Here is a 21,595-nt window from a genome sequence, read left to right as displayed (position 1 = left end):
GCCTCAGCCGGCTCGGTTCTCGAGGGCGTCGAAGACTCGGTGCGTCACGGCGTCGATCTCGCCCATTCCGTCGACCTCGGTGACCAGTCCACGCTCGCCGTAGACCTCGATCAGAGGCGCGGTCTCCTCGGTGTAGACCTCCTGGCGGCGACGGATGACGTCCTCGGTGTCGTCGGCGCGACCCTCGGTGTGAGCGCGCTGCAGGAGGCGGGAGACCAGCTCGTCCTGGTCGGCGGTCAGCACCACGACTGCATCGAGCGAGACATCGGTGGCGGCCAGCATGCCGTCGAGCTCGGTGACCTGGGCCAGGGTCCGCGGATATCCGTCGAGCAGGAAGCCGGGCTTGGCGTCGTCCTCGGCGAGGCGGTCGCGCACCATCGCGTTGGTGACCTCGTCCGGGACGTATTCGCCCGCGTCCATGTAGCGCTTGGCCTCGACCCCGAGCGGGGTCTCCCCGGCCACGTTGGCCCGGAAGATGTCACCGGTGGAGATGGCAGGGATGCCGAAGTGATTCGCGATCACCTTGGCCTGGGTGCCCTTGCCGGCACCGGGAGGGCCCATCAGGATGATGCGCATTCCTTTGGAGTTGGTCGTCATCAGCGGAGGAATCCTTCATAGTTGCGCTGCTGCAGCTGGCTCTCGATCTGCTTCACCGTGTCGAGCGCAACGCCAACCATGATCAGGATGGACGTGCCGCCGAACGGGAAGTTCTGGCTGGCGTTGATCACCGCGAAGGCGATCAGCGGAACGAGCGAGATCAGACCGAGGTAGAGGGCGCCCGGGAAGGTGATCCGGGACAGGACGTAGGACAGGTAGTCCTCAGTCGGCTTGCCAGCCCGGATCCCGGGGATGAAGCCGCCGTACTTCTTCATGTTGTCCGCCACCTCATGGGTGTCGAACGTGATGGAGACGTAGAAGTAGGTGAAGAAGATGATCAGCAGGAAGTAGATCGCCATGTAGAGCGGGTGGCTGCCGTCGACCAGGTAGGTGTTGATGAAGTCCAGCCACTTGGGCTGCGGATCGCGGTTGGCGTTGAACTGCACTGCCATGGCGGGCAGGTACATCAGGGACGAGGCGAAGATGACCGGGATGATGCCGGCCTGGTTCACCTTGAGCGGGATGTACGTCGAGCTGCCGCCGAACATCTTGCGCCCGACCATGCGGCGCGCATATTGCACGGGGATGCGTCGCTGTGCCTGCTCGATGAAGATGACCGCGGCCACGAGGGCGAGTCCGACGATCATCACGATGGCGAAGGTGAGCCAGCCCTGACCGCGCTGGACCGACCACAGCGCGCCCGGGAAGGTGGCGACGACCTGGACGAAGATCAGGATCGACATACCGTTGCCGACGCCGCGGTCGGTGATCAGCTCACCGAGCCACATGATGACCACGGTGCCTGCGGTCATGGTCAGCACCATGACCAGGAACGTGCTGATGCTCTTCTCGTTGTGCAGCAGGGGCAGTTCACAGCCCTGGAGCAGCTGGCGCGAACGGGCCAGCGCCACGATGCCGGTGCCCTGCAGGAGGGCGAGCGCAAGAGTGAGGTAGCGGGTGTACTGGGTGATCTTCGTCTGCCCGGCCTGGCCCTCCTTCTTCAGCGCTTCGAGCCGTGGGATGACCACGACGAGCAGCTGCAGGATGATGGAGGCGGTGATGTAGGGCATGATCCCCAGCGCGAAGACCGTCAGCTGGAGCAGCGCGCCACCGGAGAACAGGTTGATCAGGTTGTAGACACTGTTGTTCTCGACCTGGTCGATGCAGGTCTGCACGTTGGCAGTGTGCACACCCGGGGCAGGGAACTGGGATCCGAACCGGAAGACGACGATGATCCCGAGAACGAACAGCAGCTTCTTGCGCAGATCTGGTGTCCGGAAAGCGTTGGCGAACGCGCCTAGCACGTGGTCCTCTTTCTCAAGCTGGGGCAGGTCGCCGGCCGTTGGGCCCGGGCGAGAACTCGGGGAAGCCTAACAGGGGCTCCATGGAACGGCGTGTGGAGACAGCACGAGGGGCGCAGGATGAATATCCGCGCCCCTCGCACTGGCTGTGCCACAGGCCGATCAGAGCACCGTTACGGTGCCGCCGGCGGCCTCAATCTTTTCCTTGGCCGACGCCGAGACGGCATTGGCGGTGACCTGGACGGCGACGGTGATGTCGCCCTGGCCCAGGACCTTGACAGGCTTGCTGTCGCGAACCGCGCCCTTGGCCACGAGGTTCTCGACGGTGACGGTGCCACCCTCGGGGAACAGCTCGTTGATCCGGTCCAGGTTCACGACCTGGAACTCGACCTTGAACGGGTTCTTGAAGCCCTTGAGCTTCGGCAGGCGCATGTGCAGGGGCATCTGGCCACCCTCGAAGGCAACCGGAACCTGGTAGCGCGCCTTGGTGCCCTTGGTACCGCGACCGGCAGTCTTGCCCTTGGAGCCCTCACCGCGACCCACGCGGGTCTTGGCAGTCTTGGCACCGGGGGCCGGACGCAAGTGATGCAGCTTGAGCGTCATGTCAGTTCACTTCCTCAACCGTAACGAGGTGACGGACGGTGTGGACCATCCCACGAATCTCGGGACGGTCCTCCTTCACGACCACGTCGCCGATCCGCTTGAGGCCCAGCGAGCGAAGGGTCTCGCGCTGGTTGGCCTTGCAGCCGATCGTGGACTTCTTCTGCTCGACCTTGAGCTGGGCCATTACTGGGCCACCTCCGCCCGCGCCTTGAGCAGGGCGGCCGGGGCCACCTGCTCCACGGTCAGGCCACGGCGAGCGGCAACCGACTCGGGCTCCTCCAGCATGCGCAGCGCCTCAACAGTGGCGTGCACGATGTTGATCTGGTTCGAGGAACCGAGCGACTTGCTCAGCACGTCGTGGATGCCGGCGCACTCGAGCACCGCACGCACCGGTCCACCGGCAATGACACCGGTACCGGGAGCAGCAGGACGCAGCATCACGATGCCGGCCGCCTTCTCCCCCTGGACGGGGTGCGGGATGGTGCCCTGGACACGGGGGACCTTGAAGAAGGACTTCTTGGCCTCCTCGACGCCCTTGGCGATCGCGGCGGGAACTTCCTTGGCCTTGCCGTAGCCGACACCAACCATGCCTTCGCCATCTCCGACGATCACGAGGGCGGTGAAGCTGAAGCGACGACCACCCTTGACCACCTTGGCGACACGGTTGATCGCAACGACGCGCTCGACGTACGCGGTCTTGTCGGCCTGCTGGCCGCCACGACCGTCGCGTCCACGGCGGTCTCCGCCGCCCTGGCGCTCACCACCGGCGCGCTGTCCGCGCTGGGGTCCGCTCATGAGAACTACCTCTTCTCTTTCTTGCTTGTCTTTGCGATCAGAACGTCAGGCCGCCCTCGCGGGCGCCATCGGCAAGGGCCGCGATACGGCCGTGGTACTTGTTGCCGGCGCGGTCGAAGACCACGCCCTCGACGCCAGCTGCCTTGGCGCGCTCGGCGACGAGCTCGCCGACCTTCTTCGCCTTGGCAGTCTTGTCGCCATCGAAACCACGCAGGTCGGTCTCCATGGTGGAGGCCGAGGCGAGCGTCTTGCCGACCAGGTCGTCGACGACCTGGACGCTGATGTGCTTGGAGGATCGGGTCACGACCAAGCGCGGACGCTCGTTCGTGCCACTGATCTTCTTGCGACCACGAACCTGGCGACGCAGACGCGATGCGACGCGGGCCGAGGTGTGCTTGCGGTTCTTGAGTGAGATCGCCATGGTCACTTACCAGCCTTTCCGACCTTGCGGCGGATGTGCTCACCCGCGTAGCGAACGCCCTTGCCCTTGTAGGGCTCGGGCTTGCGCAGCTTGCGGATGTTGGCCGCGACCTCACCCACGAGCTGCTTGTCGATGCCGACGACGCCAAGCTTGGTCGGACCCTCGACGGTGAAGCTGATGCCCTCGGGCGCGTTGAACGTGATCGAGTGCGAGTAGCCGAGCTGGAACTCGAGCTGGTTCGGGCCCTTGGACAGGACTCGATAACCGACGCCGACGATTTCCAGCTTCTTCTCGTAGCCGTCGGTGACACCGACGACCATGTTGTTGATGAGCGTGCGGGTCAGTCCGTGGAGCGAGCGGCTCTCGCGCTCGTCGTTGGGACGCTTGACCTCGAGCACGCCGTCCTCCGAGCGCTCGACGACGATCGGTGCAGCAACAGTGTGGCTAAGGGTGCCCTTGGGCCCCTTGACCGTCACCAGGTTCTGCTCGATCTTGACGTCGACACCCGAGGGGACCGTGATGGGGAGCTTGCCAATGCGCGACATGCTTCGTACCTCTACCTTTCCTTGGTCTCGGGTCTCGACTACCAGACGTAGGCGAGGACTTCCCCACCCACGCCCTTCTGGTTTGCCTGGCGGTCGGTGAGCAGGCCCTGGCTCGTCGAGATGATCGCGACGCCGAGGCCACCGAGCACGCGGGGAAGGCCCGTGTGCTTTGCGTAGACCCGCAGGCCGGGCTTGCTGATCCGGCGAACGCCCGCGATGGAGCGCTCCCGGTTGCGGCCGTACTTGAGGGTGATCGTGAGGGTCTTGCCGACAGCCGCCTCGCCGGCGTCGTCGGTGTTGTCCTTCACGTCGTAAGCCGTGATGTAGCCCTCCTGCTGGAGGATCTCGGCGACGCCTGCCTTGAGCTTGCTGTAAGGCATGGCGACCGAGTCGTGGTACGCCTGGTTGGCGTTGCGCAGACGAGTGAGCATGTCTGCGATCGGGTCAGTCATCGTCATGGCCGAATGGCCCTTTCTCCACCGTGGTTTCGCTCCCGCATCTCGGGAGGACCTTCAGCGATCATTTGATGTTCGGTGGTCGGGGCGGAGGAGGTCCGCCGCCCCAACCGAATTCAGGACGTGGAGGCAATCACCAAGAGGACTTGGTGACACCCGGAAGCTCACCGCGGTGAGCCATCTCCCGCAGGCAGATCCGGCACAGGCCGAACTTGCGGTAGACGGCCTTCGGGCGGCCGCAGCGCTGGCAGCGGGTGTAGCCGCGGACAGCGAACTTCGGCTTGCGGGCAGCCTTGACCTTGAGGGCGGTCTTCGCCATGTCAGTTGCCTTCCTTGAACGGGAAGCCGAGCTGCTTGAGCAGCGCGCGACCCTCTTCGTCAGTGGTGGCCGTGGTCACGACAGTGATGTCCATGCCTCGCGACCGGTCGATCTTGTCCTGGTCGATCTCGTGGAACATGACCTGCTCGGTGAGACCGAAGGTGTAGTTGCCACGACCGTCGAACTGGTTGCCGTTCAGGCCGCGGAAGTCGCGGATGCGGGGCAGGGCCAGGGACAGCAGGCGGTCAAGGAACTCCCACATCCGGTCGCCACGCAGCGTGACGTGCGCACCGATCGGCATGCCCTCACGCAGCTTGAACTGCGCGATGGACTTGCGGGCCTTGGTGACCTGGGGCTTCTGACCGGTGATGCCGGTGAGGTCGCGGATGGCGCCCTCGATCAGCTTCGAGTCACGAGCCGCCTCGCCGACGCCCATGTTGACGACGATCTTGGTCAGGCCGGGAACCTGCATGACGTTCTTGATGTCGAACTCGGACTGCAGCGCGGGGAGGATCTCCTCGCGGTAGCGCGCCTTGAGGCGCGGCATGCTGTTGGTCTGGGTCTCAGTCATGTCAGATGTCCTTACCGGTCTTGCGCGAGACGCGGACGCTGCGCTGCACGGTGTAGGTCGAACCGTCGGCGCGGGTCTTGGTGGCCTCTTCGCGACGGAAGCCGACGCGGGTGACGCCCTCGCCGTCGACCAGCATCACGTTGGAGACGTGGATCGGAGCCTCCGTGGTGACGATGCCGCCGGTGTTGCCGCCGCCCTGGTTGACGACCTTCTCGTGCTTCTTCACACGGTTCACGCCCTCGACGATGACGCGCTGGTCGTCGATCAGAACGGAGATGACCTTGCCCTCTGCGCCCTTGTCCTTGCCAGCGATCACCTTGACGGTGTCGCCCTTCTTGATGTTGAACGCCTTGCTTCGCTTAGTCATCACAGCACCTCCGGTGCGAGCGAGATGATCTTCATGAACTTCTTCTCGCGCAGCTCACGGCCGACGGGACCGAAGATGCGGGTGCCCCGCGGCTCTCCGTCGGTCTTGAGGATTACGGCGGCGTTCTCGTCGAAGCTGATGTAGGAGCCGTCCTGACGACGACGCTCCTTCTTCGTGCGTACGACGACGGCCTTGACGACGTCACCCTTCTTGACGTTGCCGCCGGGGATGGCGTCCTTGACGGTGGCAACGATGACGTCGCCGATACCGGCGTAGCGCCGACCCGAGCCACCGAGAACACGGATGCAAAGGATTTCCTTCGCACCGGTGTTGTCGGCGACCTTGAGTCGCGACTCCTGCTGGATCATCGGGTTTTCTCCTGAATGTCGTGCCGGTTCTCAGCGCCCATCCCGAGACGTACGGGGCGTGAGCCTTGCCGAACTGATATTTGCCGAACTTGAATCTGTGGTGGTGACCCCGCCGGTGGGCTGGGTCTCCAGGTCACTTGGCCTTTTCGAGGACCTCGACGAGGCGCCAGCGCTTGGTGGCAGAGAGCGGACGGGTCTCCATGATCAGGACCCGGTCGCCGATGCCGCACTCGTTCTGCTCGTCGTGCACCTTGAGCTTGCTGTTGCGGCGCATGACCTTGCCGTAGAGGGCGTGCTTGACACGGTCCTCGACAGTCACGACGACGGTCTTGTCCATCTTGTCGCTGACGACGATGCCTTCGCGGACCTTGCGGGCCGCGCGCTCGTTCGTGGTTGCGGTCTGGTCGCTCATGCGGCGCCACCATCCTTCTCAGTGCCGGGCTCCACTCGAATGCCGAGCTCGCGCTCACGCACAATCGTGTAGATCCGGGCGATGTCCTTCTTGACCAGGCGCAGGCGCCCGTTGCTCTCAAGCTGGCCGGTGGCCGCCTGGAAGCGGAGGTTGAACAGCTCTTCCTTCGCCTCACGAAGCTTGGCCTCGAGGTCGGCGTTGGTCAGCTGGTCGAGTTCAAAGGCGGCACTTGTAGTGGTGCTCATCAGAATTCACCTGCCTCACGCGAGATGAAGCGGCACTTCATGGGGAGCTTGTGCGCTGCAAGGCGCATGGCCTCGCGAGCAACTTCCTCATCCACGCCGGAAAGTTCGAACATGACGCGGCCGGGCTTGACGTTCGCCACCCACCACTCGGGGGAACCCTTACCGGAACCCATGCGGGTCTCGGCAGGCTTCTTGGTCAGCGGACGGTCGGGGTAGATGTTGATCCACACCTTTCCGCCACGCTTCATGTGACGAGTCATGGCGATACGAGCCGACTCGATCTGGCGGTTGGTCACGTAGTGACCCTCGATGGCCTGGAGGCCGAACTCACCGAAGTTGAGGCTCGTGCCACCCTTGGCCGCACCGGTCCGCTTGGGGTGGTGCTGCTTGCGGTGCTTGACGCGACGGGGCATCAACATGGCTCAGGCCTCCCCAGTGGTCGTAGCGGTCGGGGCAGCGGGAGCTGCCTCGGTTGCCTCGGCCTTGGGGGCCTCGGCGGAACGGTCGGAGCGGTTCGGGCGGTCACCGCGCGAGCCACGGCCCGGACGGTCCGAACGGCCACCGCGGGCGCCACGGCCCGGAGCACCGGCACGGGCAGCAGCCTGCGCCTCGCGCTCGGCACGGGTGCCGGCGACCTCGCCCTTGTAGATCCAGACCTTCACGCCGATGCGGCCGAAGGTCGTGCGGGCCTCGTAGAAGCCGTAGTCGATGTCGGCGCGGAGGGTGTGCAGCGGCACGCGACCCTCGCGGTAGAACTCGGTGCGCGACATCTCGGCGCCGTTGAGGCGGCCCGAGCACTGGATCCGGATGCCCTTGGCACCGGAACGCATCGAGGTCTGGATCGCCTTGCGCATCGCACGACGGAACTGGACACGGCCGGAGAGCTGCTCAGCAACACCCTGGGCAACGAGCTGGGCATCGATCTCGGGGTTCTTGACCTCGAGGATGTTCAGCTGGACCTGCTTGCCGGTGAGCTTCTCCAGCTCGCCACGGATGCGGTCGGCCTCGGCGCCGCGGCGACCGATGACGATGCCCGGGCGTGCGGTGTGGATGTCGACCCGGACGCGGTCACGCGTCCGCTCGATCTCCACCTTGGAGATGCCGGCCCGCTCCATGCCCTTGGACAGGAGCTTGCGGATCTGAACGTCTTCTCCGACGTACGACTTGTACAGCTTGTCGGCGTACCAACGGCTCTTGTGGTCCGTTGAGATGCCGAGGCGGAAGCCGTTCGGGTTGATTTTCTGCCCCATCAGGCAGTCCGTCCCTTCTTCACGGTCTTCTGTGCAGCGACATCCGCCGGCTGCACAACAAGGGTGATGTGGCTGGTGCGCTTGTTGATCCGGGTGGCCCGGCCCTGCGCACGGGGGCGCCAACGCTTCATGGTCGGGCCCTCGTCCACGGTCGCAGCCGAGACGACCAGCGAACCGGCCTCCAGACCTTCGGTGGTGACGGCGTTCGCCACGGCGCTCTCGAGGACCTTGAAGATGGTCTCGGAAGCAGCCTGGGGGGCGAACTGCAGCAGGGCCAGTGCGTCCTCGACGGGCAGACCGCGGACCATGTCAACGACACGGCGGGCCTTCATCGGGGTGATCCGCACGAAGCGTGCGCTGGCGAAGGAGCCGGCCTGGTCGCCGAGCAGCGACTGGCGACGGGCGCTGGTGCGATTGCGCTCTGTGACACTCATCGACGACGTCCCTTCCGGTCTTCCTTCACGTGCCCGCGGTAGGTGCGGGTGGGGGCAAATTCACCGAGTTTGTGGCCGACCATCGAGTCGGTCACGAAGACGGGAACGTGCTTGCGACCGTCGTGCACGGCGATGGTGTGACCGATCATGTCGGGCACGATCATCGACCGGCGCGACCAGGTCTTGATGACGTTGTGCGAGCCCTTCTCGTTCTCGGCGTCCACCTTCTTCTGAAGGTGATCGTCGATGAAGGGGCCCTTCTTCAGGCTACGAGGCATGTCGGTTACTTCCTACCCTTGCCGGACTTGCGGCGACGAATGATCTGGGAGTCAGAGGACTTGCGCTTGCGCGTGCGACCCTCGGGCTTGCCCCAGGGGGACACCGGGTGGCGACCACCGGATGTCTTGCCCTCACCACCACCGTGCGGGTGGTCAACGGGGTTCATCACGACGCCGCGGACGGTCGGGCGCTTGCCCTTCCAGCGCATACGGCCGGCCTTGCCCCAGTTGATGTTGGACTGCTCGGCGTTGCCGACCTCACCGATCGAGGCGCGGCAGCGGACGTCAACGAAGCGCATCTCGCCGGACGGCAGGCGCAGCGTTGCACGCGAGCCTTCCTTGGCGACCAGCTGCGCGGAGTTGCCGGCCGAACGGGCCATCTTGGCGCCACCGCCGGGGCGGAGCTCCACGCAGTGGATCGTCGTACCGACGGGGATGTTGCGCAGCGGCAGGTTGTTGCCGGTCTTGATGTCGGCGTTGGGGCCGGCCTCGACCACGGTGCCCTGCGTCAGACCCTTGGGCGCGATGATGTAGCGCTTCTCGCCGTCGGCGTAGTGCAGCAGTGCGATGCGCGCGGTGCGGTTGGGGTCGTACTCGATGTGAGCGACCTTGGCCGGGACACCGTCCTTGTCGTAGCGACGGAAGTCGATGATCCGGTAGGCGCGCTTGTGACCGCCACCCTGGTGCCGGGTGGTGATCCGGCCCTGGTTGTTGCGGCCGCCCTTCTTGGGCAGCGGGCGGGTCAGCGACTTCTCCGGCGTCGTCCGAGTCACCTCGACGAAGTCGGCGACCGACGAGCCGCGACGGCCCGGCGTGGTCGGCTTGTACTTGCGGATAGCCATTACTCTCTCAGTCCTCTGCTAGGAAGCCGGTCAGGAGACCGGACCCCCGAAGATGTCGATGCGGTGGCCCTCAGCGAGGCTGACGATCGCACGCTTGGTGTTGGCGCGCTTGCCCATGCCAAAACGCGTACGACGCGTCTTGCCCTGGCGGTTGATCGTGTTGACCGAGGTGACCTTGACGTCGAACACCTTCTCGACCGCGATCTTGATCTCGGTCTTGTTGGCGTCCGGGCGAACGATGAAGGTGTACTTGTTCGCGTCGAGGAGCGCGTAGCTCTTCTCGGAGACGACCGGTGCGATCAGGATGTCGCGGGGGTCCTTGTTCAGGGTGCTCACTTGTCAGCCTCCTCGGTGGCCGCAGCCTTGACCGACTTGCCCTTGGCGGGGCCTGCAACCAGGGCGTCGAAGGCGCCCTTGGAGAAGACCACGTCGTCGGAGAGCAGGACGTCGTAGGTGTTCAGCTGGTCGACGGCGATGATGTGCACGTTCGGCGCGTTGCGCAGCGAGAGCCAGGTGATGTTGTCACCGCGCTCGAGCACGACCAGGAAGCGACGACGCTCCGACAGACCGGCCAGCGTGGCGAGAGCCGTCTTGGTGGACGGCGCCTCACCGGCGACCAGCGAGTCGACCACGTGGACGCGGTCGTTGCGGGCCCGGTCGGACAGCGCGCCCTTGAGGGCGGCAGCCTTCATCTTCTTGGGGGTGCGCTGGTCGTAGTCACGCGGCTGCGGGCCGTGGACGACGCCACCGCCGGCGAACTGCGGTGCGCGGGTCGAGCCCTGACGGGCGCGGCCGGTGCCCTTCTGCTTGTAGGGCTTGCGACCACCACCGCGCACGTCGGCGCGGGTCTTGGTGGAGTGCGTGCCCTGGCGAGCAGCGGCCTGCTGGGCCACGACGACCTGGTGCATGACGGCGACGCTGACGTCGACGTTGAAGATCTCGGCGGGGAGATCAACCTTGACGGTGGCGCTCACTTGACGGCCTCCTTCTTCACTGCCGTGCGGAGAACCACGACACCGCCCTTGGGGCCGGGAACGGCACCCTTGAGCAGGACGAGGCCCTTCTCGACGTCGACGGCGTGGACCGTGACGTTCTGCGTGGTGATGGTGTCGCCACCCATGCGACCCGCCATGCGCATGCCCTTGAAGACACGGCCGGGGGTGGCGCAGGCGCCGATGGAACCGGGCTTGCGGTGGTTGCGGTGCGCACCGTGCGAGGCGCCCACACCGTGGAAGCCGTGGCGCTTCATGACACCGGCGTAGCCCTTGCCCTTGCTGGTGCCCGTGACGTCGATCTCGTCGCCGGCGGCGAACACGTCGGGGGCCAGCTCCTGGCCCACCGAGTAGGACGCCGCGTCAGCGGTGCGGATCTCGATCACGTGGCGGCGCGGGGTGACCCCGGCCTTCTGGAAGTGACCGGCCTGCGGCTTGGTCACCTTGCGGCCCTCGATCTCGCCGAACCCGATCTGGATGGCGTTGTAGCCATCGGTCTCGGGGGCGCGGACCTGGGTGATCACGTTGGTGCCAGCGGCAACGACGGTGACGGGGACGATCTTGTTGTTCTCGTCCCAGGTCTGCGTCATGCCGATCTTGGTGCCGACCAGACCCTTGATGTTGTGTTCGTAAGTCATCTCTTCGCGTCTCCCTCGTCGACCTAGAGCTTGATCTCGATGTCGACACCGGCAGGCAGGTCGAGGCGCATCAGCGAGTCGACCGTCTTCGGCGTGGGGTCAATGATGTCGATGAGGCGCTTGTGGGTGCGCATCTCGAAGTGCTCGCGGGAGTCCTTGTACTTGTGCGGCGAGCGAATGACGCAGTAGACGTTCTTCTCGGTCGGCAGCGGCACAGGGCCGGCGACCTTCGCACCAGTGCTCGTCACGGTGTCAACGATCTTCCGCGCCGAGGTGTCAATCACCTCGTGGTCATAGGCCTTGAGCCTGATGCGGATCTTCTGTCCCGCCATAGGTCTCTCTCGTCCTTATCTCTAGTACCTGGTTGTGTGGTACCGCGTGCAGTCTGTCCCGACACGGCTCCGGGTGAAGCCGTACCGCCCGTACTCCACCGCCTCCGCCGACCCCCGCGGTCGGGCGTGTCGTGCATGCTGCACGGCACAGGACCGGGATCTTGCGGTGTTCTTGCTGGGGCGCCCGACGGGTTTGTCGGGCTGATCGGGTCCCTGTCATCAGTGCGACGCACGCCAACCACTGATTTCACGAACAGGAAACGCGATTCAGTGGTCAAGTTTGTCCGCACTCCAACGACCCGCTGGAGCAACCGGACTATCTTGGCAGAGATGACCGCGTGTTACCAAATCGGATGGCCCGAGGGCCTCACAACACTCCGAAGAACACTCCGGTCATGCCCTCTTCGAGGGCGTCTCCACCAGTCCGGAGCCACCAGTAGACCACGGCTGGGGCGTCGTCACCCAGTCGGGGAGGCGCGAGGGCCCCGCGGTCAGCGGCGACGATAGAGGAGGTCGACCGGGTCGCGACCCTCGGCCACGCCGCGGCGCTCGAACCGGGTCACCGGACGCTCGGCCCAGCGCTCCACGACGCCGCCCTCGAGCGCGGGCTCGGCATCGAGGACCTCGATCATCTGCTCGGCATAGTCGGCCCAGTCGGTGGCCAGTCGCCACACTCCCCCGGGCGCAAGACGGCTGGCGACCAGCGCAGCGAAGTCCGGGTTCACCAAGCGGCGCTTGTGGTGCTTCTTCTTGTGCCACGGGTCCGGGAAGAAGGTCCACAGCTCGGCGAGCTCGCCGGCTCCGACCAGGTGCTCCATCGACCAGACGGCGTCCACGCTGCACATCCGCACGTTGCTGACGTCGAGCTCACCCAGGCGCCCCACGGCCTCGGCCACCCCCGGACGCCACACTTCGAAGCCGACGACGTTGTACGACGTACGCCCGGCCGCCAAGGGCGCGGTCGCCTCCCCCACCCCGCAGCCGATCTCGATGATCAGCGGCTGCTCGGTTGCGAACTGCCCGGACAGGCTGAAGCCCGGCTGGTCGACTTCGTCGTCGGCGATGACGTAGCGCTCGGCGTGAGCGTCCCACGCACTCTGCTGCTTGGCGGTGAAGCGGCTGCCGCGTCGCGAGTAGGTGAGCACCTCGCGGATCCGGCGACCGTCCTCGGTCAGCTTGTGGTGGGGGCGCGCGGGACGAGACTGGTTCATGGCCGGCCAATCCTAGCGACCGTCGGGTCAGGCGATGACTCCGGCCGCACGTGCCGGCTCGGCGTACTTCGCTGCCAGCGAGGCGATCGTCTCGTGGGCGTTGAGGCCACTGGGGTTCGGCACCACCCACAGCCTGGCACCTGAGAGGCCACCGGGCTGCTCGCCGGCCAGCGCCTTGGGCACGGAGAAGGCCGTGCGGTACGCCGTGATCCCGGCGATGGCGACCACCTTCGGTCGATGCCTGGCGACGAACGCAGCCAGCTCCTGGCCGCCCCTGCGCAGCTCCTCGCGGTCGAGCTCGTCGGCACGGGCGGTTGCCCGGCGGACCAGGTTGGTGATCCCGATCCCGCGAGCCAGCACTGCGGCCCGCTGCTGGTCCGACATACCGGTGCCCGGGTTGATCGGGTCGGTGAGGATGCCGGCGGCGTACAGCGCGGGGTAGAAGCGGTTGGCCGGGTGCGCGAAGTGGGTCTGGGTGGCCGCGGTCCAGAGCCCGGGGTTGATCCCGACGAAGACGAGCCGCAGGTCTGGCCCTACCAGATCGGGCACCCCGGCGTCTCGGAAACTCTCGAGCTCGGCACGGCTGAAGCGGGTCACGGGCCCCATCATGCCGACCACCCGGAAATGGGCTCCCGAGGGATGCACTCCCCCAGGCAATGCACTGAGCCCCGACTCCCTTGCGGGAGCCGGGGCCCTGTGTGATGAAGCGTTAGATCACTTGGTGATCTTGGTGACGCGACCGGCACCAACGGTGCGGCCACCTTCGCGGATTGCGAAGCGGAGGCCGTCCTCCATGGCGATGGGCTGGATCAGCTCAACGATCATTTCGGTGTTGTCGCCGGGCATGACCATCTCGGTGCCCTCGGGCAGCGTGACGACGCCGGTGACGTCCGTGGTCCGGAAGTAGAACTGCGGACGGTAGTTGTTGAAGAACGGCGTGTGACGGCCACCCTCCTCCTTCGAGAGGATGTAGACAGACGCCTCGAAGTTGGTGTGCGGGGTGGTGGTGCCGGGCTTGATGACAACCATGCCGCGCTCGATGTCCTCGCGCTTGGTTCCACGCAGGAGCAGACCGACGTTCTCGCCGGCCTGGCCCTCGTCGAGCAGCTTGCGGAACATCTCGACACCGGTGACGGTGCTCTTCTGCGCGGTCTCGCGGATGCCGATGATCTCGACTTCCTCGTTCACCTTGACGATGCCACGCTCGATACGACCGGTGATGACGGTTCCACGACCGGTGATCGTGAAGACATCCTCGACGGGCATGAGGAACGGCTTGTCCGTCTCGCGCTCCGGGGTGGGGATGTAGTCGTCAACGGCCTGCATGAGCTCGGCAACCGAGTCGCCCCACTTGGCGTCGCCCTCGAGGGCCGGGAATGCTGCAACCCGAACCACGGGGATGTCGTCGCCCGGGAACTCGTACTCGGAGAGGAGCTCGCGCACCTCCATCTCGACGAGCTCGATGAGCTCCTCGTCGTCGACCATGTCGCACTTGTTGAGCGCCACGACCAGGGCCGGCACGCCGACCTGGCGGGCGAGCAGCACGTGCTCACGCGTCTGCGGCATCGGGCCGTCGGTGGCGGCAACCACGAGGATCGCGCCGTCCATCTGCGCAGCACCGGTGATCATGTTCTTGATGTAGTCCGCGTGACCGGGGCAGTCGACGTGCGCGTAGTGGCGGGCCTCAGTCTGGTACTCGACGTGTGAGATCGAGATCGTGATGCCGCGCTGGCGCTCTTCCGGAGCCTTGTCGATCATGTCGAAGGCCGAGGCCTCGTTCAGGTCCGGAAACTTGTCGTGCATCACCTTGGTGATCGCCGCGGTCAAGGTGGTCTTGCCGTGGTCGATGTGACCGATGGTGCCGATGTTGATGTGCGGCTTGGTCCGCTCGAACTTCGCCTTAGCCACTGTGGGCTCCTCCTGGGTTGTGTGTTTCTTGACTCGTGATGTGGTGGTTGGTACTGCGCCGAGGGTCCGGCCGGGTAGTCAGGTGACTACTCGCCCCGAACCTTCTTGACGATCTCGTCGGCGACGTTCGTGGGAACCTCGGCGTACGAGTCGAACTCCATCGAGTACGACGCCTGCCCGGAGGTCTTGGACCTCAGGTCGCCAACGTACCCGAACATCTCTGAAAGCGGCACGAGCGCGTTGACGACCATGTCGCCGTGACGCTCTTCCTGTGCCTGGATCTGGCCACGGCGCGAGTTGATGTCGCCGATGACCGTCCCGAGGAAGCTCTCGGGGGTGGTGACCTCGACCGCGAACATCGGCTCGAGGAGCACGGGCTTCGCCATCCGGGCGGCCTCCTTGAAGGCCTGGTTCCCGGCAAGCTTGAACGCGAGCTCCGACGAGTCGACGTCGTGGTAGGCGCCGTCCTCGAGGGTGAACTTGACGTCCACCATCGGGTAGCCGGCGAGGACGCCGAACTCCATGGCGGCCTGGCCGCCCTGGTCGACCGAGGGGATGTACTCGCGCGGCACGCGGCCACCCGAGACATTGTTCACGAACTCGTAGCCGGCACCAGTGCCGGTCTCCGGGTCGATGTTGGGGCCGAGCGAGATGACGACCTTTGCGAACTGACCCGAACCACCGGTCTGCTTCTTGTGCGTGTAGCTGTGGTTCGTGACGTCCTTGCGGATGGTCTCGCGGTAGGCGACCTGCGGCTTGCCGACGGTTGCCTCGACCTTGAACTCGCGCTTCATCCGGTCGACGAGGATGTCGAGGTGAAGCTCGCCCATGCCGGCGATGATGGTCTGGCCGGTCTCTTCGTCCGTCTTGACGGTGAAGGTGGGGTCCTCGTCGGAGAGGCGCTGGATCGCGGTGCCCAGCTTCTCCTGGTCGGACTTCGTCTTCGGCTCGATGGCGACCTCGATCACCGGGGCCGGGAACGACATCGACTCCAGGACGACGGGGTTCTGCTGGTCGCAGATCGTGTGACCGGTCTTGGTGTCCTTGAGACCCATCACGGCGACGATCTGGCCGGCGCCCACCGACGCGATCTCCTCACGCTTGTTGGCGTGCATCTGGTAGACCTTGCCGATTCGCTCCTTGCGGCCGTTGACCGAGTTGAGCACGGTCGAGCCGGCCTCGAGCTTGCCGGAGTAGACGCGCACATAGATCAGCTTGCCCAGGTGCGGGTCGGTCGCGATCTTGTAGGCGAGTCCGGAGAAGGGCTCGTTGTCGGAGGGCTGGCGGACGACGACCTCTTCCTCGTCGTTGACCGCGTGGCCCTGGATGCCATCGATGTCGAGCGGCGAGGGCATGTACTTCACCACGGCGTCGAGCAGGGGCTGAACACCCTTGTTCTTGAACGCGGTGCCGAGGAGGACAGGGTTCAGCTTGTCGGCGAGCGTCGCGCGACGGATGGCCGCCTCGAGCTCCTCGACGGTGAACTCGCCCTCTTCGAGGTACTTCTCCATGATCTCGTCGTCAGCCTCGGAGAGCGTCTCGAGAAGCTTCACGCGCCACTCGTCGGCCTGCTCCTGCAGCTCGGCCGGGATGGCCTCGATCTCGTAGTCCTCACCGATCGTGGTCTCGCCACGCCAGGTCAGGGCACGCATGCCGACCAGGTCGACGACACCGAGGAAGTCGCCCTCGGCACCGATCGGGATCTGCAGGACCAGCGGGGTGGAGTTCAACCGGTCGAACATCATGTCGACACAGTTGAAGAAGTCCGCACCGGTGCGGTCCATCTTGTTGACGAAGCACATGCGGGGAACGGCGTACTTGTTGGCCTGGCGCCACACCGTCATGGTCTGGGGCTCGACACCGGCAACACCGTCGAACACTGCGACAGCACCGTCGAGGACGCGGAGCGAACGCTCCACCTCCGCGGTGAAGTCCACGTGGCCCGGGGTGTCAATGATGTTGATCTGGTGATCCTTCCACCAGCAGGTGGTCGCAGCAGAGGTGATCGTGATGCCACGCTCCTGCTCCTGCTCCATCCAGTCCATCGTCGCCGAACCCTCGTGGGTGTCGCCGATCTTGTAGTTGATGCCTGTGTAGAACAGGATCCGCTCGGTGGTGGTGGTCTTGCCGGCGTCGATGTGCGCCATGATGCCGATGTTGCGGACCACGTTCAGGTCCGTCGTGATGTCGACAGCCACTTAAGTGATGTCCCCTCGAATGGTGGTGAAAGGTTCTGGTCCGCAGATGACTTGAGCCGTGTGGGCCCAGATCACCAGCGGTAGTGGGCGAAGGCCTTGTTCGACTCGGCCATCTTGTGAGTGTCTTCGCGCTTCTTCACAGCGGCACCAAGGCCGTTGCTGGCGTCGAGGATCTCGTTCATCAGGCGCTCGGCCATCGTCTTCTCACGACGGGCCGCGGCGTAGCCGACCAGCCAGCGCAGCGCGAGCGTGGTGCCGCGGGTGCCCTTGACCTCGATCGGGACCTGGTAGGTGGCGCCGCCGACGCGGCGGGACTTGACCTCGATGGCCGGCTTCACGTTGTCGAGCGCACGCTTGAGCGTGACGACCGGGTCGGTGCCGGTCTTCTCGCGGCAGCCCTCGAGGGCGGTGTAGACGATCCGCTGGGCAACCTGCTTCTTGCCGTCCTGGAGCACCTTGCTGACCAACTGGGAGACGACCGGCGACCCGTAAACGGGGTCGACATCGATCGGGCGCTTCGGCGCGGGACCCTTGCGCGGCATATCAGCTCTTCTCCTTCTTGGCGCCGTAGCGGCTGCGGGCCTGCTTACGGTTCTTCACACCCTGGGTGTCGAGCGAACCGCGAATGATCTTGTAACGAACACCGGGGAGGTCCTTCACGCGACCGCCGCGGACGAGCACGATGGAGTGCTCCTGGAGGTTGTGACCAACGCCCGGGATGTACGCCGTGACCTCGACGCCGCTCGACAGGCGCACGCGGGCGACCTTGCGGAGGGCGGAGTTCGGCTTCTTCGGGGTGGTGGTGTAGACGCGGGTGCACACACCGCGTCGCTGGGGCGAACCCTTGAGGGCAGGCGTCTTGCTCTTGGACACCTTGTCCTGGCGGCCCTTGCGGACCAACTGCTGAATGGTGGGCACCTTGGTGGTTCCCCTTCTTTTCTACTCTCAGGACCAGGCGATCTGCCTGGAACGATGGAATCTCATGAGCTTCCGCTCATCGGTCTGGGTGGTGCTTCGCAACCGAGGTCACGCTGCCCCCGCGGTCGGGCGTGTCGCCTTGGTCAACGACACGCTTTCGCGGGAAGATCACTTTCGAGCACGCGCAACGGCCGGGTTGTCCCAGACACGGGGGATCACGTTACTCGGTGCATGTTCGGGGGTCAAAATGGCCCGTTCCCGCAACGTGCGCGCCTTCTCCATCCGGACGTACGTCGCGGCCCCGAGGGCGGTGCCACCGATGACCAGCAGTCCCCCGACGACCAGGGTCCAGCGGGCTCCGGCGATCTCTCCGATCCAGCCGATCACCGGCGCGCCCAGCGGGGTCCCGCCCATCACGATGGTCATGTAGAGCGCCATCACCCGGCCGCGCATCATCGGGTCGGACTCGAGCTGCATCACGGCGTTGGCGGAGTTGAGCAGGGTGATCGTCGAGAAGCCGATCAGCGGGCTGAACGCCGCGAACACGACGTACGACGGCAGCAGTCCGGCGACGATCTCGGCCAGGCCGAAGCCGACTCCGGCAATGACCAGCAGGCGCAGTCGGACCCGTGGGCGGCGCGCGGCCATCAGGGCTCCGGCCAGCGAGCCGATCGCCATCGTGGAGCCGAGCAGGCCGAACTCGCTGGCGCCCTTGCCGAAGACTTCGGTGGCCATCAGCGCCGAGGTGATCTGGAAGTTCATCCCGAAGGTGCCGGCGAAGAAGACGATGATCAGGATCATCACCATCTTGGGCTGGCCGGCGACGTAGCGGACACCGTCGCGCAGCATGCCCGGCCCACGCGGCGCCGGCTTCGAGGGGTGCAGCAGGGTGGCGTCCATCGCCCGGAGCTGCCAGATCACTGCGCCGTAGGAGACCGCGTTGACCAGGATCACCCAGCCGGTGGCCCAGACCCCACCGCCCAGTGCGCCGATCATCAACCCGGCGAGACCCGGGCCCAGGATCCGGGCCATGTTGAAGGTCGCCGAGTTGAGGCCGACCGCGTTGGTGAGGTCATCGGCATCGACCAGCTCGGACACGAAGGACTGGCGGGCGGGCGCGTCGAAGGCCGCCGCGACACCGAAGATGAGCGCGATCGCATAGACGTGCCACACCTGGACCACGCCGAGGACGGTGATCAGGCCGAGCATCAGCGACGAGATGCCCATCGCCGCCTGGGTGATCTGCAGCAACCGCCGCTTGGGGAGTCGGTCGGCGATCAGGCCGGCGTACGGCGAGAGCAGCAGGACCGGCAGGAACTGGAGCCCGGTGGTGATGCCCAGGGCGGTGCCGCTGCCGGTGAGCACCAGGACCAGCCAGTCCTGGGCGATGCGCTGCATCCAGGTGCCGACGTTGGACACCAGGCTGCCGGCGGCGTACTTCCGGTAGTTCGGGTTGTGCAGGGAACGGAACGTGGGACTCAAACCTGGGTCAGTCCTCCTCGGCAAGTCGTTGCAGGATCGGGGCGGCGGCACGCAGCGTGGCGCGTTCCTCGGTGGTCAGGTGTGTCAGCCGGCGGGCCAGCCAGGCGTCGCGGCGGGCGCGATCGGCACGCAGGGTGTCGCGGCCCTGGTCGGTGAGGGCGACGACGACCTGGCGGCCGTCCGTCTCGTGCGGGCGGCGCTCGACGAACCCGCTCTCCTCGAGGCTGTTCACCGTGCGCGTCATCGACGGGGGCTGCACCCTCTCGAAGCGGGCGAGCTCACCGATGGTCGACTCGCCGTGACGGTTCAGGCAGCCCAGCACCGCCATCGTGCCGATGCTCAGCCGATTGTCCGGGGACCGCTCCCCCGCAAGCCGGCGGCGCAGGCGCATCACCGAGAGGCGGAGCTCGGAGGCCAGGCCTGCGTCGGTGCGGGCGACCTTCTCTGTCGAGGGCATGTCCTTAGCATAGGTCATTACCCTTGCTAAACAAATTCACGAAGAAGAACCGCCGAGCCGGCGGTTGTTGACAACCGAGGTTGGTCAACAACTGCCGGCTCGGCGGTTGAGAGAGGGGGAAGGGTCAGTTCACCCAGGAGCTGATCGGGCTGTAGGCGAAGTAGACGACGAACAGGATCGCCACCACCCACATCAGCGGGTGGATCTCGCGGACCTTGCCGACCACCAGCTTGATCAGGACGAAGGCCAGGAACCCGGCCCCGATGCCCACCGAGATGGAGTAGGCGAACGGCATCAGGACGATCGTCAGGAACGCCGGCAGGGCGATCTCCGGGTCACGCCAGTCGATGTCCGCGACCTGCTGCATCATCAGGAAACCGACCAGGACGAGCGCCGGTACGGCGGCCTCGGACGGGATCGCAGCCACCAGCGGCGTGAAGACCGTCGCGACCAGGAAGAGCAGACCGGTCACGATCGAGGCGAGCCCGGTGCGTGCGCCCTCGCCCACACCGGAGGCCGACTCGATGTAGGAGGTGTTGGACGACACCCCGCCCGCACCACCGGCGATGGCGGCGACGGAGTCGACGATGAGGATCCGCTGGGTGTTCGGCGGGATGCCCTCCTCGTCGTTGAGGCCGGCTTCGGCACCGATGGCGGTCATCGTGCCCATGGTGTCGAAGAAGTCGGCCAGCAGCAGCGTGAAGATCAGCAGCAGGGCGGCCAGGACGCCACCCTCGATGCTCGAGAAGGCGCCGAACAGGTTGAACTCACCCAGGGTCGAGAAGTCCGGTGCCTCGAAGATCCCGCCGTCGAGCTTGGGGACGCTCAGCGCCCAGCCGCCGGGGTTCGTGGCGCCCGCCTTGCCCAGGTTGCCCACTGCCTCGACCACGACGGCCAGGACGGAGGCGGCGATGATGCCGATCAGGATGGCGCCGCGCACCTTGCGGACCCACAGCGCCACCATCAGGACCAGGCCCAGGACGAAGACCAGGACCGGCCAGCCCGACAGGTGCCCGTCGGCACCCAGCTGGACCGGGACGCTGGTGTCGAAGGCATCCGGGATCCGGGTGACGAAGCGCGCGTCGACCAGGCCGACGAGCGCGATGAAGAGCCCGATCCCGACGGAGATCGCGACCTTCAGCTGCTGCGGGACTGCGTGGAAGACCGCCTTGCGGAAGCCGGTGAGGACCAGCAGCAGGATCACGATGCCCTCGAGCACCACCAGGCCCATGGCGTCTGCCCAGGTGGACTGGCGCGCGATGGTCTGCGCCACGAAGACGTTGAGCCCCAGGCCGGTGGCCAGGGCCAGCGGGAAGTTGGCCGCAGCGCCCATCGTGATCGTCAGCAGCCCCGCGATCAGGGCGGTGGCGGCGGCGATGGCCGGCACCCCTGCTCCCTGCACCGTGCCGCCCCCAAGGAACTGGCCCTCGGAGTCCGGGACGTAGCCGAGGATCAACGGGTTCAGCACGATGATGTAGGCCATGGTCAAGAACGTGACCAGGCCTCCACGGATCTCACGGCCGACTGTCGAGCCACGCTCGGAGATCTTGAAGAAGGAGTCCAGTCCGCTCGAGCGGACCGTTGACGATTGATTGTTCACGGAGCGCATGTTCCCAGATCACCGACCATCCCTGCGACCGGGTCCACGTAGAGGTC

Annotated in this window: 32 protein-coding genes; all 32 read right to left on the bottom strand. The window is 65.9% G+C overall.

Annotated elements, in window-relative coordinates; all coding sequences use genetic code 11:
• Positions 1-3 precede the first annotated feature (3 nt).
• Positions 4-576 carry an adenylate kinase gene (locus BJ980_RS15195; protein ID WP_179503943.1) on the bottom strand — a complete coding sequence of 191 codons (573 nt, stop codon included), beginning with the start codon at positions 574-576 and terminating at the stop codon, positions 4-6.
• Between the two features lie 20 nt (positions 577-596).
• On the bottom strand, positions 597-1,901 hold the full coding sequence (gene secY / locus BJ980_RS15190; RefSeq protein WP_179503066.1) for a preprotein translocase subunit SecY: 1,305 nt from the start codon (positions 1,899-1,901) through the stop codon (positions 597-599).
• A gap of 159 nt (positions 1,902-2,060) precedes the next feature.
• Positions 2,061-2,501, bottom strand: a complete 441-nt coding sequence (rplO, locus tag BJ980_RS15185) for a 50S ribosomal protein L15 (protein ID WP_179503065.1) — start codon at positions 2,499-2,501, stop codon at positions 2,061-2,063.
• 1 nt (position 2,502) lies between these two features.
• On the bottom strand, positions 2,503-2,685 hold the full coding sequence (gene rpmD, locus BJ980_RS15180; RefSeq protein ID WP_067441137.1) for a 50S ribosomal protein L30: 183 nt from the start codon (positions 2,683-2,685) through the stop codon (positions 2,503-2,505).
• Positions 2,685-3,296, bottom strand: coding sequence for a 30S ribosomal protein S5 (gene rpsE / locus BJ980_RS15175; RefSeq protein ID WP_179503064.1), 612 nt, complete (start codon positions 3,294-3,296; stop codon positions 2,685-2,687). Before rpsE ends, rpmD begins: the two co-directional genes overlap by 1 nt.
• Positions 3,297-3,333: 37 nt before the next feature.
• Entirely contained in the window at positions 3,334-3,717 is a 384-nt protein-coding gene (gene rplR, locus BJ980_RS15170; RefSeq protein ID WP_179503063.1) for a 50S ribosomal protein L18, read from the bottom strand.
• Between the two features lie 2 nt (positions 3,718-3,719).
• The gene (gene rplF, locus BJ980_RS15165; protein ID WP_179503062.1) at positions 3,720-4,262 is read right to left on the bottom strand and encodes a 50S ribosomal protein L6; all 543 of its coding nucleotides are present in this window, start codon (positions 4,260-4,262) and stop codon (positions 3,720-3,722) included.
• A 38-nt stretch (positions 4,263-4,300) separates the two neighbouring features.
• Complete coding sequence (rpsH, locus tag BJ980_RS15160; protein WP_179503061.1) at positions 4,301-4,720, bottom strand: 30S ribosomal protein S8; 420 nt, start codon at positions 4,718-4,720, stop codon at positions 4,301-4,303.
• Between the two features lie 130 nt (positions 4,721-4,850).
• Complete coding sequence (locus tag BJ980_RS15155; protein WP_011757321.1) at positions 4,851-5,036, bottom strand: type Z 30S ribosomal protein S14; 186 nt, start codon at positions 5,034-5,036, stop codon at positions 4,851-4,853.
• 1 nt (position 5,037) lies between these two features.
• Entirely contained in the window at positions 5,038-5,607 is a 570-nt protein-coding gene (rplE, locus tag BJ980_RS15150) for a 50S ribosomal protein L5 (RefSeq protein ID WP_281363728.1), read from the bottom strand.
• Between the two features lies 1 nt (position 5,608).
• Positions 5,609-5,974 carry a 50S ribosomal protein L24 gene (rplX, locus tag BJ980_RS15145; RefSeq protein ID WP_179503060.1) on the bottom strand — a complete coding sequence of 122 codons (366 nt, stop codon included), beginning with the start codon at positions 5,972-5,974 and terminating at the stop codon, positions 5,609-5,611.
• Entirely contained in the window at positions 5,974-6,342 is a 369-nt protein-coding gene (gene rplN, locus BJ980_RS15140) for a 50S ribosomal protein L14 (protein WP_179503059.1), read from the bottom strand. Before rplN ends, rplX begins: the two co-directional genes overlap by 1 nt.
• A gap of 133 nt (positions 6,343-6,475) precedes the next feature.
• Positions 6,476-6,754 carry a 30S ribosomal protein S17 gene (gene rpsQ / locus BJ980_RS15135; protein ID WP_179503058.1) on the bottom strand — a complete coding sequence of 93 codons (279 nt, stop codon included), beginning with the start codon at positions 6,752-6,754 and terminating at the stop codon, positions 6,476-6,478.
• On the bottom strand, positions 6,751-6,999 hold the full coding sequence (rpmC, locus tag BJ980_RS15130) for a 50S ribosomal protein L29 (RefSeq protein ID WP_179503057.1): 249 nt from the start codon (positions 6,997-6,999) through the stop codon (positions 6,751-6,753). The genes rpsQ and rpmC overlap by 4 nt, the downstream gene beginning before the upstream one ends.
• The gene (gene rplP / locus BJ980_RS15125) at positions 6,999-7,418 is read right to left on the bottom strand and encodes a 50S ribosomal protein L16 (RefSeq protein ID WP_179503056.1); all 420 of its coding nucleotides are present in this window, start codon (positions 7,416-7,418) and stop codon (positions 6,999-7,001) included. The genes rpmC and rplP overlap by 1 nt, the downstream gene beginning before the upstream one ends.
• A 3-nt stretch (positions 7,419-7,421) precedes the next feature.
• Positions 7,422-8,249 carry a 30S ribosomal protein S3 gene (rpsC, locus tag BJ980_RS15120; protein ID WP_179503055.1) on the bottom strand — a complete coding sequence of 276 codons (828 nt, stop codon included), beginning with the start codon at positions 8,247-8,249 and terminating at the stop codon, positions 7,422-7,424.
• Positions 8,249-8,683, bottom strand: coding sequence for a 50S ribosomal protein L22 (rplV, locus tag BJ980_RS15115; RefSeq protein WP_179503054.1), 435 nt, complete (start codon positions 8,681-8,683; stop codon positions 8,249-8,251). Before rplV ends, rpsC begins: the two co-directional genes overlap by 1 nt.
• Positions 8,680-8,961: a 30S ribosomal protein S19 gene (rpsS, locus tag BJ980_RS15110; RefSeq protein WP_056599671.1), complete on the bottom strand. Its 282-nt coding sequence runs from the start codon at positions 8,959-8,961 to the stop codon at positions 8,680-8,682. The genes rplV and rpsS overlap by 4 nt, the downstream gene beginning before the upstream one ends.
• Before the next feature lie 5 nt (positions 8,962-8,966).
• On the bottom strand, positions 8,967-9,803 hold the full coding sequence (gene rplB / locus BJ980_RS15105) for a 50S ribosomal protein L2 (protein WP_179503053.1): 837 nt from the start codon (positions 9,801-9,803) through the stop codon (positions 8,967-8,969).
• Between the two features lie 30 nt (positions 9,804-9,833).
• Complete coding sequence (gene rplW, locus BJ980_RS15100) at positions 9,834-10,139, bottom strand: 50S ribosomal protein L23 (RefSeq protein ID WP_179503052.1); 306 nt, start codon at positions 10,137-10,139, stop codon at positions 9,834-9,836.
• Positions 10,136-10,777, bottom strand: coding sequence for a 50S ribosomal protein L4 (gene rplD, locus BJ980_RS15095; RefSeq protein ID WP_179503051.1), 642 nt, complete (start codon positions 10,775-10,777; stop codon positions 10,136-10,138). The genes rplW and rplD overlap by 4 nt, the downstream gene beginning before the upstream one ends.
• Positions 10,774-11,433, bottom strand: coding sequence for a 50S ribosomal protein L3 (rplC, locus tag BJ980_RS15090; RefSeq protein WP_179503050.1), 660 nt, complete (start codon positions 11,431-11,433; stop codon positions 10,774-10,776). Before rplC ends, rplD begins: the two co-directional genes overlap by 4 nt.
• Before the next feature lie 23 nt (positions 11,434-11,456).
• A complete protein-coding gene (gene rpsJ / locus BJ980_RS15085; protein ID WP_179503049.1) occupies positions 11,457-11,765 on the bottom strand; it encodes a 30S ribosomal protein S10 in 309 nt (102 codons plus the stop codon).
• Positions 11,766-12,256: 491 nt separating this feature from the next.
• Positions 12,257-12,976 carry a tRNA (guanosine(46)-N7)-methyltransferase TrmB gene (trmB, locus tag BJ980_RS15080; RefSeq protein ID WP_179503048.1) on the bottom strand — a complete coding sequence of 240 codons (720 nt, stop codon included), beginning with the start codon at positions 12,974-12,976 and terminating at the stop codon, positions 12,257-12,259.
• Between the two features lie 27 nt (positions 12,977-13,003).
• Positions 13,004-13,573, bottom strand: a complete 570-nt coding sequence (locus tag BJ980_RS15075; RefSeq protein WP_343047829.1) for a mismatch-specific DNA-glycosylase — start codon at positions 13,571-13,573, stop codon at positions 13,004-13,006.
• Between the two features lie 117 nt (positions 13,574-13,690).
• A complete protein-coding gene (tuf, locus tag BJ980_RS15070; protein ID WP_179503047.1) occupies positions 13,691-14,884 on the bottom strand; it encodes an elongation factor Tu in 1,194 nt (397 codons plus the stop codon).
• A gap of 86 nt (positions 14,885-14,970) precedes the next feature.
• Positions 14,971-17,031 (bottom strand): elongation factor G, encoded by a 2,061-nt coding sequence (gene fusA / locus BJ980_RS15065; protein WP_218855891.1) that lies wholly within the window; start codon positions 17,029-17,031, stop codon positions 14,971-14,973.
• Between the two features lie 122 nt (positions 17,032-17,153).
• Entirely contained in the window at positions 17,154-17,624 is a 471-nt protein-coding gene (rpsG, locus tag BJ980_RS15060; protein ID WP_179503045.1) for a 30S ribosomal protein S7, read from the bottom strand.
• A gap of 1 nt (position 17,625) precedes the next feature.
• The gene (rpsL, locus tag BJ980_RS15055) at positions 17,626-18,000 is read right to left on the bottom strand and encodes a 30S ribosomal protein S12 (protein ID WP_179503044.1); all 375 of its coding nucleotides are present in this window, start codon (positions 17,998-18,000) and stop codon (positions 17,626-17,628) included.
• A gap of 168 nt (positions 18,001-18,168) precedes the next feature.
• Positions 18,169-19,482: an MFS transporter gene (locus BJ980_RS15050; RefSeq protein WP_179503043.1), complete on the bottom strand. Its 1,314-nt coding sequence runs from the start codon at positions 19,480-19,482 to the stop codon at positions 18,169-18,171.
• A gap of 7 nt (positions 19,483-19,489) precedes the next feature.
• Complete coding sequence (locus BJ980_RS15045; protein WP_246279984.1) at positions 19,490-19,939, bottom strand: MarR family winged helix-turn-helix transcriptional regulator; 450 nt, start codon at positions 19,937-19,939, stop codon at positions 19,490-19,492.
• Between the two features lie 124 nt (positions 19,940-20,063).
• Positions 20,064-21,548, bottom strand: a complete 1,485-nt coding sequence (locus BJ980_RS15040; RefSeq protein WP_179503041.1) for an NCS2 family permease — start codon at positions 21,546-21,548, stop codon at positions 20,064-20,066.
• Positions 21,549-21,595: the final 47 nt, after the last annotated feature.

This window comes from Nocardioides daedukensis, from assembly GCF_013408415.1.
GTDB classification, from domain to species: domain Bacteria; phylum Actinomycetota; class Actinomycetes; order Propionibacteriales; family Nocardioidaceae; genus Nocardioides; species Nocardioides daedukensis.
The sequence above is the reverse complement of the archived record's forward strand: the minus strand, read 5'-3'. Positions and strand labels throughout refer to the sequence as shown.

What these genes read in the sequence shown, in the direction of transcription:
- rplR (WP_179503063.1), bottom strand. Translation starts at nt 3,717, where the DNA reads ATGGCGATCTCACTCAAGAACCGCAAGCACACCTCGGCCCGCGTCGCA.
- rpsC (WP_179503055.1), bottom strand. Translation starts at nt 8,249, where the DNA reads ATGGGGCAGAAAATCAACCCGAACGGCTTCCGCCTCGGCATCTCAACG.
- rplF (WP_179503062.1), bottom strand. Translation starts at nt 4,262, where the DNA reads ATGTCGCGCATTGGCAAGCTCCCCATCACGGTCCCCTCGGGTGTCGAC.
- rplV (WP_179503054.1), bottom strand. Translation starts at nt 8,683, where the DNA reads ATGAGTGTCACAGAGCGCAATCGCACCAGCGCCCGTCGCCAGTCGCTG.
- rplP (WP_179503056.1), bottom strand. Translation starts at nt 7,418, where the DNA reads ATGTTGATGCCCCGTCGCGTCAAGCACCGCAAGCAGCACCACCCCAAG.
- rplX (WP_179503060.1), bottom strand. Translation starts at nt 5,974, where the DNA reads ATGACTAAGCGAAGCAAGGCGTTCAACATCAAGAAGGGCGACACCGTC.
- BJ980_RS15045 (WP_246279984.1), bottom strand. Translation starts at nt 19,939, where the DNA reads ATGCCCTCGACAGAGAAGGTCGCCCGCACCGACGCAGGCCTGGCCTCC.
- rpsG (WP_179503045.1), bottom strand. Translation starts at nt 17,624, where the DNA reads ATGCCGCGCAAGGGTCCCGCGCCGAAGCGCCCGATCGATGTCGACCCC.
- trmB (WP_179503048.1), bottom strand. Translation starts at nt 12,976, where the DNA reads ATGAACCAGTCTCGTCCCGCGCGCCCCCACCACAAGCTGACCGAGGAC.
- rpsE (WP_179503064.1), bottom strand. Translation starts at nt 3,296, where the DNA reads ATGAGCGGACCCCAGCGCGGACAGCGCGCCGGTGGTGAGCGCCAGGGC.
- rplN (WP_179503059.1), bottom strand. Translation starts at nt 6,342, where the DNA reads ATGATCCAGCAGGAGTCGCGACTCAAGGTCGCCGACAACACCGGTGCG.
- rpmC (WP_179503057.1), bottom strand. Translation starts at nt 6,999, where the DNA reads ATGAGCACCACTACAAGTGCCGCCTTTGAACTCGACCAGCTGACCAAC.
- rpmD (WP_067441137.1), bottom strand. Translation starts at nt 2,685, where the DNA reads ATGGCCCAGCTCAAGGTCGAGCAGAAGAAGTCCACGATCGGCTGCAAG.
- rplB (WP_179503053.1), bottom strand. Translation starts at nt 9,803, where the DNA reads ATGGCTATCCGCAAGTACAAGCCGACCACGCCGGGCCGTCGCGGCTCG.
- BJ980_RS15040 (WP_179503041.1), bottom strand. Translation starts at nt 21,548, where the DNA reads ATGCGCTCCGTGAACAATCAATCGTCAACGGTCCGCTCGAGCGGACTG.
- BJ980_RS15155 (WP_011757321.1), bottom strand. Translation starts at nt 5,036, where the DNA reads ATGGCGAAGACCGCCCTCAAGGTCAAGGCTGCCCGCAAGCCGAAGTTC.
- rpsH (WP_179503061.1), bottom strand. Translation starts at nt 4,720, where the DNA reads ATGACGATGACTGACCCGATCGCAGACATGCTCACTCGTCTGCGCAAC.
- rplE (WP_281363728.1), bottom strand. Translation starts at nt 5,607, where the DNA reads ATGACTGAGACCCAGACCAACAGCATGCCGCGCCTCAAGGCGCGCTAC.
- rpsQ (WP_179503058.1), bottom strand. Translation starts at nt 6,754, where the DNA reads ATGAGCGACCAGACCGCAACCACGAACGAGCGCGCGGCCCGCAAGGTC.
- rpsS (WP_056599671.1), bottom strand. Translation starts at nt 8,961, where the DNA reads ATGCCTCGTAGCCTGAAGAAGGGCCCCTTCATCGACGATCACCTTCAG.
- rplC (WP_179503050.1), bottom strand. Translation starts at nt 11,433, where the DNA reads ATGACTTACGAACACAACATCAAGGGTCTGGTCGGCACCAAGATCGGC.
- rplO (WP_179503065.1), bottom strand. Translation starts at nt 2,501, where the DNA reads ATGACGCTCAAGCTGCATCACTTGCGTCCGGCCCCCGGTGCCAAGACT.
- fusA (WP_218855891.1), bottom strand. Translation starts at nt 17,031, where the DNA reads ATGGCGCACATCGACGCCGGCAAGACCACCACCACCGAGCGGATCCTG.
- BJ980_RS15195 (WP_179503943.1), bottom strand. Translation starts at nt 576, where the DNA reads ATGCGCATCATCCTGATGGGCCCTCCCGGTGCCGGCAAGGGCACCCAG.
- rpsJ (WP_179503049.1), bottom strand. Translation starts at nt 11,765, where the DNA reads ATGGCGGGACAGAAGATCCGCATCAGGCTCAAGGCCTATGACCACGAG.